At 42.7% G+C, this 10,719-nt stretch carries 13 protein-coding genes; 1 reads left to right on the top strand and 12 read right to left on the bottom strand.

Annotated features, from left to right (window positions below; translation table 11 throughout):
- Nucleotides 1-298 precede the first annotated feature (298 nt).
- From AC37HE_RS07785 to AC37HE_RS07775, 3 genes are all read right to left on the bottom strand, one after another.
- Complete coding sequence (locus AC37HE_RS07785; protein ID WP_500782246.1) at nucleotides 299-775, bottom strand: hypothetical protein; 477 nt, start codon at nucleotides 773-775, stop codon at nucleotides 299-301.
- A 219-nt stretch (nucleotides 776-994) separates the two neighbouring features.
- Nucleotides 995-1,570, bottom strand: coding sequence for a YceI family protein (locus AC37HE_RS07780; RefSeq protein ID WP_500782245.1), 576 nt, complete (start codon nucleotides 1,568-1,570; stop codon nucleotides 995-997).
- A gap of 129 nt (nucleotides 1,571-1,699) precedes the next feature.
- The gene (locus AC37HE_RS07775; protein WP_500782244.1) at nucleotides 1,700-2,005 is read right to left on the bottom strand and encodes a hypothetical protein; all 306 of its coding nucleotides are present in this window, start codon (nucleotides 2,003-2,005) and stop codon (nucleotides 1,700-1,702) included.
- A 214-nt stretch (nucleotides 2,006-2,219) separates the two neighbouring features.
- Here AC37HE_RS07775 and AC37HE_RS07770 point away from each other — a divergent pair, with 214 nt between their 5' ends.
- The gene (locus AC37HE_RS07770) at nucleotides 2,220-2,816 is read left to right on the top strand and encodes a hypothetical protein (RefSeq protein WP_500782243.1); all 597 of its coding nucleotides are present in this window, start codon (nucleotides 2,220-2,222) and stop codon (nucleotides 2,814-2,816) included.
- Between the two features lie 16 nt (nucleotides 2,817-2,832).
- On the opposite strand, the gene AC37HE_RS07765 is transcribed toward AC37HE_RS07770, so the two are convergent.
- The 9 genes from AC37HE_RS07765 to AC37HE_RS07725 form a co-directional block, all read right to left on the bottom strand.
- Nucleotides 2,833-3,951, bottom strand: a complete 1,119-nt coding sequence (locus AC37HE_RS07765) for an ABC transporter permease (RefSeq protein ID WP_500782242.1) — start codon at nucleotides 3,949-3,951, stop codon at nucleotides 2,833-2,835.
- A 177-nt stretch (nucleotides 3,952-4,128) separates the two neighbouring features.
- On the bottom strand, nucleotides 4,129-5,235 hold the full coding sequence (locus tag AC37HE_RS07760) for an ABC transporter permease (RefSeq protein ID WP_500782241.1): 1,107 nt from the start codon (nucleotides 5,233-5,235) through the stop codon (nucleotides 4,129-4,131).
- Between the two features lie 52 nt (nucleotides 5,236-5,287).
- Nucleotides 5,288-5,641, bottom strand: a complete 354-nt coding sequence (locus tag AC37HE_RS07755; RefSeq protein WP_500782240.1) for a four helix bundle protein — start codon at nucleotides 5,639-5,641, stop codon at nucleotides 5,288-5,290.
- Nucleotides 5,642-5,704: 63 nt separating this feature from the next.
- Entirely contained in the window at nucleotides 5,705-6,451 is a 747-nt protein-coding gene (locus AC37HE_RS07750) for an ABC transporter ATP-binding protein (protein WP_500782239.1), read from the bottom strand.
- 157 nt (nucleotides 6,452-6,608) lie between these two features.
- The gene (locus tag AC37HE_RS07745; RefSeq protein ID WP_500782238.1) at nucleotides 6,609-7,547 is read right to left on the bottom strand and encodes an ABC transporter ATP-binding protein; all 939 of its coding nucleotides are present in this window, start codon (nucleotides 7,545-7,547) and stop codon (nucleotides 6,609-6,611) included.
- A 110-nt stretch (nucleotides 7,548-7,657) separates the two neighbouring features.
- Nucleotides 7,658-8,536 carry an HlyD family secretion protein gene (locus AC37HE_RS07740; RefSeq protein WP_500782237.1) on the bottom strand — a complete coding sequence of 293 codons (879 nt, stop codon included), beginning with the start codon at nucleotides 8,534-8,536 and terminating at the stop codon, nucleotides 7,658-7,660.
- 15 nt (nucleotides 8,537-8,551) lie between these two features.
- Nucleotides 8,552-9,814, bottom strand: a complete 1,263-nt coding sequence (locus AC37HE_RS07735; protein WP_500782236.1) for a TolC family protein — start codon at nucleotides 9,812-9,814, stop codon at nucleotides 8,552-8,554.
- A gap of 9 nt (nucleotides 9,815-9,823) precedes the next feature.
- On the bottom strand, nucleotides 9,824-10,435 hold the full coding sequence (locus AC37HE_RS07730; protein ID WP_500782235.1) for a TetR/AcrR family transcriptional regulator: 612 nt from the start codon (nucleotides 10,433-10,435) through the stop codon (nucleotides 9,824-9,826).
- Nucleotides 10,436-10,566: 131 nt separating this feature from the next.
- Entirely contained in the window at nucleotides 10,567-10,713 is a 147-nt protein-coding gene (locus AC37HE_RS07725; RefSeq protein WP_500782247.1) for an energy transducer TonB, read from the bottom strand.
- Nucleotides 10,714-10,719 lie beyond the last annotated feature (6 nt).

Here is a 10,719-nt window from a genome sequence, read left to right as displayed (position 1 = left end):
TAAGTTCAGCCAGGTGATCTCCTTCTGTCGTCGGAGCTTCCCGGCTTCACTAAGCTTCCAGTTCGCTTCCTACCCTCGATAAAAAGTAGGCCAAAAGCGCTTCGAGCAGCTTCCATCACCATTCGATTTTCTTCAATTGTCTTCAACTGCCTTCTCTTGTTTTCCTCCACTTTCATCCCTGTTGGTGATTCCCCGGAATCTTGTAGGTTTTTTAGCAGGGAACGAAAAAAAACGACAGGGACAGTCTTGCCAATAACAGGAACCCTCAAATTTGAACCAACTCAATATGCAAAACAGTCTAAACGACTATAACGCGTACAAAATCGAGGTGGTGCATAATTTCCCGAATAACCAACAAATAGGCGACAAAGCCCAAATCGTCAGGGATGACATCCTGGCTCGCCGGCAATCCTTTTACAATAGCGGCAAACCGATCGAACACATTCTCCAGTTCAATTTGAGGGATTAAAGTTTCACCCGCTTCATTTCGGGTTGTATTGAAGGCCAGTTCTGCAATCAGCTTCAGTTGCGGATCGGCAGACTGTAAAACAAATTCGTCCTGAAACAAGTCTTCCACTTCAGCTAAAACCTCTTCAGTAAAGTTAATGGCATGATCAACTTCATCATAAGTTGGCGGGAAACTCGAATAAAACGCATCAGCCAGTTGCTTCCAGCCAATATTCAAAATTGTTTTTTGTTCCGTTTTGTACTGTTTCCGAATAAATTCGGTTGCTTGTTCTCCAATGTGGAGGTAGAGGCCATTTTGTGTTTTCATGCTTGCTAACTGTTAACTGAAAGATGCTTGGCAATAGAAAAAAGCAGAGCAACTGAATTTATGCATCGTTGCTCTGCTCCAAAATAAAAACATAGCTGTTCTCAACGAACATTATCGTCACGGCTTTGACTTTATTAACCTGAATTCGATTCTAAAATATTTTCACAGAAAGTCATAATTGCGTCAGGTTTTCATTTAGAATTACGAAGTCATAACGGGTTATTTATTCACTACGAATTCGACATTTGAACGCAATTCAATTTCGTTAGCAACGGTTGGAATATCTTCCTGTCCAACTCCGAAATCAGCGCGTTTCAAAGTTCCGGTAATGGTGAATCCGTAAGAGTATTTCTTCGTGAACGGACTTTGTGCTTTTCCATTCAACACCACATCAAAAACAATTGGTTTGGTTACACCATGCATGGTAATATTACCAGCCAGTTTGTATTTGTTCCCTTTTGTTTTTTTGAATGATGTACTTTCGAAATGAATGGTCGGGTACTTTTCGGCATCAAACCAGTTCGCACTTCGCAAATCTTCGTCACGCATGGCTACTTCGGTGTTGATTGACTTCACTTGGGCAGTCATTGTGATTTTTGCATCGGTAAAATCATCTTTTGATGAAACCAGTGTTGCATCGAAATTTTCAAAAATTCCGTCGACAAAGGAAATTCCCATATGGAACGCACTGAACGACAAGCGTGCGTGTGCTTTATCCAGCGTATAGGTGTTTTGCGCAAATGTTGCTGAAGCGTACAATAATCCGCTAACTACGAGTAATACTAATTTTTTCATAATTGTTTTCTTTTAACTGTTTATATTGTTTTTCTTTCTTTTATAATCCCAATTGCGTCATCTAAGTTTTGACATCCCTGAACAAGCATTCCTCAACCCAGACCCCGTTTCCCCAAAATCCTTTATCTGTTACTCAATCCCAACAACGATATGTCCGTCGGGCCAGTGCACTTTAATGCCTCTGGCGTGATTTTCGTGTAGTCGCACCCATTCCTGATGGGTAACAGTGAAATCCAGGTTGTCAAATTTCCCCTGGTTTTCCTGAAGTATAGCATTACCTGCAACCATTTGACTCACCTGGTTACGTAGGGAGTCTAACTCGGTCTTGCAAGCAGTAACCAGGTTCGGCTTCCGGTTACAGGATGACAGAATACTAACGAATACTATAACTTTAGCAATAGCTGCTACTCCAATTATCACTTTTTTTGTTTTCATCGTTTGTTTCTTTTACTTGGATCAAAGATTCTGATACAAAGATCCTCACAATTGCAGAGCAGTGGGTAATACTTTTAGGAAATCGAGTATCAGTTTTAGGAAAAACAACCGGAATGCTACTTGCCACGCTTCATTTTCTACTGTTACTTTTTTATTTTAGTCGATTGAGTTGAAGTTGAAAGATCGACTTCGAGCAATATTAAACAACAAAAACATGTCCGATTACCTTCACATCACCCATTCCGATCCTATTCCCCCTATTTTTCAATCGGAAAAGCTACAACAGCCTTTTTCCAATTGCACAATGTGCAATAAACAATTGGGCAACAATGACGAACTATACCTGATTGAAAAAGCCTTCGCCAGCGACATTCGAACGGGTGAGCCCAAGCTGGTATTTGAACTAGCGTGCTGCATGGATTGCCGCAGTAAGATGCACAACGAGCTATCGGAAGAATCGCGCGCTAAGATTGAAGCCTATTTTTCCGAAACAACTGTTGCCTTGGAAAAGCGGGATGAGAAGCTAAAAGAACTCAATCTTATGGAGCCGGAAATTTGGCTGAGTAACTGTATGGTAAAGAATACCCCCATAGACGAGCTCAAGGAGTATCAGATTTATGCTTTGTGCTGGAAAAACCAATTAATTTATCACCAGTTTCCGTACCTCATAAGCGGTGAAGCGATTGATGAAATTATGGAGCTACTGTCGGAAAAGAGCCGCGGCTATCTGGACGATCTGCTGACCGATCTAATTGACTTTCCGCCAGATTTTGAGGAGATTTTCAACATCAAAACCCGGATAATTATTTAGTAATAACAGGGAAACATCAACTCGTTTTTCGGTAGCGCCAGATCGCTAAACTAAGGAACGACAGTCCAATAATGGTTAGCGAAACAAAATCTTCCAGCAAATCGCTAAAACCGGAGCCTTTGAGGCAAACCATGCGCATAATGCGGATGAAATAGTAAATCGGATTCAACCGGTCGAGTTGCTGCGCCCAATGCGGCATACTTTCTACCGGGGTGAAGATCCCTCCCATTAATACGAAAATCATCATGAAAAAGAAGGTGATAAACATGACCTGCTGTTGGGTGTCGGTAACCGTTGAAATAAACAAGCCCAAGCCAAGTACACCGACCAGGTAAAGGGCACCAAATCCAAACAGCAGCACCAGGCTTCCTTCAATGGGCAAGCTGAAAACAACGCGGGCTATAACAAGGCCAAAGGCCAAATCGAGCAAGGCAATAACAAGGAATGGCAACAACTTACCAACAATAAACTGCCACTTTTTAATCGGCGTAACATTGAGCTGCTCGATGGTTCCCATTTCCTTCTCACGCACCAGGTTCATGCCCGACAGGAACATCCCGATGATGGTAACCAGGATTGACAAGATCCCGGGAGCCATGTACCACTTGTAATCCAGTTCGGGGTTGAACCAATAATTATCGTGCGACTCAACCCGCATCGGTGGATTAAAATCGGGCAGGCTTTTCCAATGCATAATAATTTGCTTGTTGAAAGCTGAAATAATGCTGCGTGTGTACTGGTAGACGAGCGAGGCTTTGTTTCCGTCGATGGCATTAATCAACAATTGCACATCAGCTTTATCCTCACGCACCAGCGAACGCTCAAAATCATGCGGGATCACCAATACAAAGTCCGACTCTTCTTTTTTCAATTGGTTCATCCCATCTTCAATCTCGAAGGAAGCATCGTGAATATTGAAAAAGGGAGAAGCCTGGAAATGATTGATCAACCCGCGACTCGTGTCAGACATATCCTGATCGACCACATAAATATCGACATTTTTCAGATCGTAGGTGGCTGCAAAAACCAACACCAGCATCTGTATCAGCGGCAGCATGACAATCATTCGCAACATGGTTTTGTTCCGCAAAACCTGGATGAATTCCTTTTGAAGGATGTATTTGATCGTTCGCATCTTTCTATTTTTTGTTTCGCTCCATAATCTCTGTGCCTTACACCGTGTCACTCTGTGGTTTTAAATAGAAGAGATAACCACAGAAGAAATCTGAGTTTATCACAGAGTTGCACTAAGCGTATTTCTTCTCGTTCTCCTGTCTAACGACTCATTACTCATGTCTCTTTATTTGCAGCCTCATTCCAGTCTCGTTTTAAACTTCTTCACGGCAATAGTTACAAACACCACGGACATAAATATCAATACCAAAGTTTCTTTCCAGACGTAAGTTAAACCAACGCCCTTCAACATGATATTGCGTAAAATGACGATAAACCAGCGTGGTGGAATGATATGTGAAACCACCTGCAACGGCACCGGCATATTTTCGATGGAAAAGATGAAGCCCGACAGCAGGATCGTTGGCAACATCAAAGCTATTACTGAAATGAACATGGCGACCATCTGCGTTTTAGCCAACGACGAGATCATAATTCCCAGACACAGCGCCATTAGGATGAAAACAATGCTTTCACCCAAAAGCAAAACCCAACTCCCTTTTACGGGCACTCCAAATATGAAATGTCCAATTCCCAAAATCACCAGAGCGTTGATAAAAGACAGCCCCAGGTAAGGTGTCACTTTTCCAAGGATAATCTGTGCCGGACGAAGTGGTGAAACCAGCAGAATCTCCATGGTTCCCAGTTCCTTTTCACGGGTAATGGAAATGGAGGTCATCATGGCTGAAATAAGCATCAGGATCATTGCCATAATACCAGGAACAAACATGTAGACCGACTTCAGCCCTTCGTTGTAAACCATACGTACTTCCGGTTCAATTTGCATCGGCAGGTGCAGATCGCCCATTTGCTTAAAAATATAGTCGTTGATGATTCCTGTAGTGTATGAAGCCAACAGTTTCCCCAGGTTTGGGTCGGACGCGTCGGCAATAACCTGCACGTCAGCTTTTCCTTCGCGCTGCAACTTTCGACTAAAATCACGACCAAAGACGAGCACTTCCTTCACTTTCCCTTGCTTGAAAATGGCTTCAATATCTTTCGTGCTCTCCAGGTTCCGGTCGAGCAGGAAGTAGCCCGAGGATAATAGCTTGCTTGTGATTTCCTCTGTCACTTCATCTTTCGACTGGTCGTAGATAGCAATGCGTGCATCTTTAATCTCGTTGGTGATCACCGTTCCAAACAGCATAAGCTGAATGATGGGTATCCCAAAGAGGATAATCATTGTCCGCCGATCGCGAAAAATGTGGAAGAATTCTTTTTTTACAAATCCCCAGAAACGGTTCATATAATATAGTATTGAGTAACGAGTCGTTAGTTATGAGACACGAGTCGCTAGTTTATTTATTCAGTGAATTTTGTAATCCTGTTATCATGCGTTGTACTTCATCCAAATAAGCAGAAAGCTCGTCAAAAAGCTCTTGTTTCAAATATTCAAGATTGAGGCCGATTATGAATTGAGTCTCTAACTCATAAGCAGATCCTCGGGCCATATCAAGGAAATGAATGAAATCTGCAGATGTTCTTCTCCCCGATCCTTCTGCAATGTTCATGGGTATTGAACACGCGGCACGTCTCATCTGCGAGGTAATACCGTACATTTCCTCCTTGGGGAATGATTTTGAACAACGATATACTTTTGTCACTAAAGCAATTGCCTTTTGCCAAACTTTCAACTCCTTAAAATTATTCATATAGACTAGTTTTCATTTGAGCTTACTCATTACTCGAGTCTCGTCACTCACCACTTCTAAACACTATTCTGTCCGTTTTGCACCACGAGCCAACTGCAAAAACACGCCATTCATATCTTCCGAGTTAAATTGTTTCTTCAAGGCATCCGGCGTATCGAGAGCAGCAATGCGGCCATCCACCATGATGGAAACCCGGTCGCAATATTCGGCCTCATCCATGTAGTGGGTAGTCACAAAAATGGTTTTACCTTCAGCTGCAGCTTCGTAGATAAAATCCCAAAACTGACGGCGGGTAATCGGGTCAACACCACCAGTTGGCTCGTCGAGAAATACAATCTGAGGATCATGTAACAGCGCAATCGAAAAAGAAAGCTTCTGCTTCCATCCCAGGGGCAACGAGGCAATTAGCTTATTACGTTCCGGTTCCAAACCAAGTTTTTTCAACATCCGGTCTTCCTTTTCTTTCCTTTGCTGACGCGACAGTCCGTAAATACCCGCGTAAAACCGGATATTTTCGGCAATCGTCATATCCTCGTACAGCGAAAATTTCTGACTCATGTAACCGATGTTTCTCTTGATTAATTCAGCCTGCTTGTAAACGTCGTAACCACCAACCATCAATTCTCCCGATGTCGGGCTACTCAACCCGCAAAGGATACGCATAGCGGTTGTTTTCCCAGCACCATTTGCTCCGAGAAAACCAAAAATCTCCCCCTTGTAAACCTCGAAAGTCAGGTGATCGTTAGCCACAAAGTGTCCGAACTTTTTGACCAGATTCTTAACTGATATTACAGATGTTGTTCTATTCATTTTATCCATCGTTTGTGCTACTTTCTGCAAGTCGCAGTCTCAGTCACAGTGTTCAGGTCTCGATTATCGAAGTTTGGTTGTTCCATCATTTTTATTCGAATGCTTTTTGATATTCCAATAATTCCTTGAAATCCATATCTGACAATTTATTCACTAGTTAAACGTCTTTCGACTGCGACTGCAACTGAACACTTTCACTCGTCATTAACGCCATAAAAACATCTTCAATTCCGGCTTTAATGAATGAAGATTGCACATGCTGATGGTTTAATTGTTCGAGATGGGCTTTTATTTCGTCCGGCTTAAGCTGATCGTTCAACGGTGTGATATGTACAAACTGACCAAATGCGTATGCTGTTTCCACCTGATCCCACTGACGCAGATCCTGGATCAGTCGGTGCATCTCGTCGGAGCGGGCAGCGAGCAAAGGTCGATGGTAATTATCAACAATCCCCGCCGGCGTATCAATACTCAAAATCTCTCCTTTTTGCATCAATGCAACGCGGTCACACAAATCGGCCTCATCCATATAGGGTGTCGAAACCAAAATTGTAATTCCCTGTTGTTGCAGTTTTTTCAGCATCTCCCAAAACTCTTTTCTTGAAACCGCATCCACGCCAGTTGTTGGTTCATCCAGAACCAGAATCTCGGGTTTGTGAATCAGTGCACAGGACAATGCCAGTTTCTGTTTCATCCCACCGGACAGTCTTCCGGCCAACCGATCTTTAAATGGTTCTATTTGCACATAAATATCACGGATCAGATCGTAGTTTTCTTCGATTGTTGTTCCAAAGACTGTCGCAAAAAACGACAAATTCTCCTCCACCGTGAGATCTTGATAAAGCGAGAACTTACCTGGCATATAGCCGACAATCCGACGGATTTTCCGGTATTCCTTCACAACATCCAGACCAGCCATCCGGGCTTGTCCCCCATCTGGCAAAAGCAAAGTCATCAAGATGCGCATCAGGCTGGTTTTGCCGGCCCCATCCGGACCAATCAAACCAAACAATTCTCCTTTTTCAACTTCAAAAGAGATGGCTTTCAATGCCTGAACATCGTTGTAGGATTTTGCTATATTTTCAACTTTTATCATGCTTTATTTATAGTATTCAGTGGGCAGTTACAGTGATTAGTTGGCTTCAACATTACATCTGAACTTCGTAAGATTCCAAACCAGGTGATACCGCGGCTGATCACGGATCACTAAAAATTGATCTCTCCGGGCATACCAATTTTCAGGCGACCATCATTCTTGACTTTCACTTTTACGGCATACACCATTTTCACCCGTTCTTCTTTCGTTTGGATGATTTTGGGAGTAAACTCAGCTTCCGATGAAATCCAATCGACAACGCCTGAAAGATGTTGGTTTGTCTTCTTATCTTCGTCGATCAACACCTCAACCTGCTGCCCAAGCTTAACATGGGGCAACTGCGCTCCACTAACATAAACCCGGAGATCAAGCTCTGACAAATCAGCCAATTTCACTAAAGCTTTTGCCGGAGCTGCTAACTCACCCAACTCCGTGTATTTTTCGAGAATGGTTCCGTTTACCGGGCTGGTAATGACCGATTTTTCCAATTGATTTTCGGCCGATGCAATTTGTGCCGCTAAAACTGCCAAATCGCTATCGATCGATACAAACTGCGTTTGTTGACTTTGAATTTGCTGCTCAATTACACGAACCTGACCGTCGACATCGTCAACCTGCTGCTGTGTTGCGGCTTTATCTGCAAACAGTTTATGAACCCGAGTTTGAGTAATCTGCACATTTTTCAACTGTTGTTGCAACACATCGATTTGAGAACGAAGATTGATTTTTTTCGTTTCCACAGCTTTCACCTGAGCTTTTAGCTGCTGTACTTGCAAGCTAAGAGTCATACTATCAATCACGGCTAACACATCACCTTGTTTCACTTCACGTCCTTCTTCGCCATTAAACAGAACTAGTTTTCCGGCAATTTCCGACGAAATAATAGTCTCGTCAGCCTCGAAGTTGCCATAAGCATCCGATTTTTCATCGCCATTCCTGCATGCAGAAGCGATCACAACGAGCAATAATAATAGATAAATTCGATTCATAGTTATGCTGATATTTTATTGTCCGATTAAATTTTGGTAAGTAACTTTTGCTGCTTCAAGTTGCACTTTGTGCGTTTCGAAAGTGATCCGGGCAGCTAACTCGGCATTCACATCCTTCAAATAGTCCGCTGTTGTAATTGTTCCGTTTTCCAGCTTTGAGGCCGAACTTTGCGCAATGCGTTCCTGCAAGCCGATCAGCTCCTGATCGCTCTTCAAAATTTGTTGCAACTGCTCAATTTTCCGACTTTGTCCATCAAGTGCAATCGTAATGTTACGCTCAAATTGTGCCTGTTGTGTTTGAACCATTTCCTGTTGTAATTGAATTACCTCTTTATTGCGTTTGGTTTGTTTCCAATCCAGCAGCGTCCAGTTCAAGCCCACGCCAACCAGGTAATAGGTATCAAAATTATCGTTCAACATGTTTATGGCCGGTCGTCCATAGCCTGCTTGGCCAAAACCAAAAAACTTCGGATTACGTGCCTTTTGCGTTAATTCGGCCGAAGCATTAAGCATTTCACCTTGTTGCCTAAACAACTCGATCTCCGGGCGCTTAATTTCCGTTCCAGCTTCAAAGTCGGTATTTGCAATTTCGAGGTTCTGAAGATCAGCAGGCTCTTTGCCGGTAAGAATTGCTAAAGCTGCAAGCGTAGTTCCATGGTTCGATTGCAGTTCCAGTTGTTGTTGTTTAACCTTAACCAACTCTGCCAATACCTGATCAAGATCCGATTGCAGAATTGCCCCATTTGCAAGAGCACTTTCCATTTGCTTTTTTCGCGCTTCTAAGGTTTCTTGTTTTTTGGCAAGCAAATCCAGGTTTTGTTGAATAAGAAACGACGAGAAAAATAATTTATCAACTTGCGCCTTCACTTGATAGAGGTCAACTTCAACGCCTTGCTGACTTGCCTCATCCTGTGCTTTTTCGACCTCTGCCCGAGCGCCTGATACTCCTCCATCCCAAATATTCTGCTTCACATCGAGGTAAGCTTTGTACTGATCCTTCGAAACCGTAGGTATGTCAACACCGGGCAACGAAATTCCGATATGCGTTACATCCGACTGATATGTTGCCTGGGCATTCACTCCGATCTGCGGTAAATAAGCAGTTTGAATGTTGTCCAATTTCAACTCAGCCATTTTCTGGTATAATTCCTTTTGTTTTAGCAACGGATGCACCTCGCGTGCCCACTGCTGACAGTCGTTCAGGCTTACCGGTTGCTGGGCAAAAAGCCCTTGGGCAAACAGCAGTGCCAACACGAACAAACTAATTCTGGTCTTCATAAACTTTAATTATTCGGGTTGAATAGCTTTTAATACAAAAGATTTGACTTCCTGCTTCCGCTCCTCTAAAAACTGACCAAGAGCTTTATCATCTCCGGGAAAAGCAACATGACTAATCATGGGGCGTGCAGCAAAAGGGAAAACGCACAAACCAACGACATTGACCACCAAATGTTCCGGTCTCATTCTTCGAATCAGGCCCTGGTCCATGGCATCCTGCAAAATTTTCAGAATTGGATGAATTGAAAACCCCTTTTTCTCGACGAAACTGAAAAACGGCGTAGCATTGCGATTCATCTCTTTAATAATAAATGCAGGGAGAAATGGGTACTTTATCAGTAAATCAATATAGGTATCAATCACCGTTTCAATTTTCACCAATATCGATAAGTCCGATTGCAAAATTTGACCGATTCGGGGAAAAGCAATGCCAACTAAGTTCGTAAATATGGCATCGAAAAGTTTTTCCTTGCTTCGAAAATAATAATGCAACAAAGCCTTGTTAATTCCTGCCTGATCGGCAATTTCCTGCATACGGGCACCATCCATCCCCTTTTTCACAAAGACAGCTGTTGCGGCTTCAATAATCTTCTCTTCGGTATTATCTTTTTTTATTTCCATTTTCCTTTCGGTTTAACCAAATGGTTAAAATCGGAACAAACATAGACTATTTGAGAATATGATCCAAGATTTTCACTAAAAAGTTTAACTATCTGGTTAAACTTCATTTTAATAATTGGACAAATTGCACTTTACACCAGACGAAAAGAGACAGGAATAACATATCTGACGCACACGATCCGGCCTTTGTATTTACCCGGTTTCCACTGCGGTAACAACCCTACTACACGTACAGCCTCCTTATCCAGCGATGGATCTACCCCTTTTACAACTCTAATGTTTTG

The sequence above is a fragment of the Mangrovibacterium sp. genome (assembly GCF_059905295.1).
This window is presented reverse-complemented; position numbering and strand designations above follow the sequence as displayed.

What these genes read in the sequence shown, in the direction of transcription:
- AC37HE_RS07785 (WP_500782246.1), bottom strand. Translation starts at nt 775, where the DNA reads ATGAAAACACAAAATGGCCTCTACCTCCACATTGGAGAACAAGCAACC.
- AC37HE_RS07780 (WP_500782245.1), bottom strand. Translation starts at nt 1,570, where the DNA reads ATGAAAAAATTAGTATTACTCGTAGTTAGCGGATTATTGTACGCTTCA.
- AC37HE_RS07775 (WP_500782244.1), bottom strand. Translation starts at nt 2,005, where the DNA reads ATGAAAACAAAAAAAGTGATAATTGGAGTAGCAGCTATTGCTAAAGTT.
- AC37HE_RS07770 (WP_500782243.1), top strand. Translation starts at nt 2,220, where the DNA reads ATGTCCGATTACCTTCACATCACCCATTCCGATCCTATTCCCCCTATT.
- AC37HE_RS07765 (WP_500782242.1), bottom strand. Translation starts at nt 3,951, where the DNA reads ATGCGAACGATCAAATACATCCTTCAAAAGGAATTCATCCAGGTTTTG.
- AC37HE_RS07760 (WP_500782241.1), bottom strand. Translation starts at nt 5,235, where the DNA reads ATGAACCGTTTCTGGGGATTTGTAAAAAAAGAATTCTTCCACATTTTT.
- AC37HE_RS07755 (WP_500782240.1), bottom strand. Translation starts at nt 5,641, where the DNA reads ATGAATAATTTTAAGGAGTTGAAAGTTTGGCAAAAGGCAATTGCTTTA.
- AC37HE_RS07750 (WP_500782239.1), bottom strand. Translation starts at nt 6,451, where the DNA reads ATGAATAGAACAACATCTGTAATATCAGTTAAGAATCTGGTCAAAAAG.
- AC37HE_RS07745 (WP_500782238.1), bottom strand. Translation starts at nt 7,547, where the DNA reads ATGATAAAAGTTGAAAATATAGCAAAATCCTACAACGATGTTCAGGCA.
- AC37HE_RS07740 (WP_500782237.1), bottom strand. Translation starts at nt 8,536, where the DNA reads ATGAATCGAATTTATCTATTATTATTGCTCGTTGTGATCGCTTCTGCA.
- AC37HE_RS07735 (WP_500782236.1), bottom strand. Translation starts at nt 9,814, where the DNA reads ATGAAGACCAGAATTAGTTTGTTCGTGTTGGCACTGCTGTTTGCCCAA.
- AC37HE_RS07730 (WP_500782235.1), bottom strand. Translation starts at nt 10,435, where the DNA reads ATGGAAATAAAAAAAGATAATACCGAAGAGAAGATTATTGAAGCCGCA.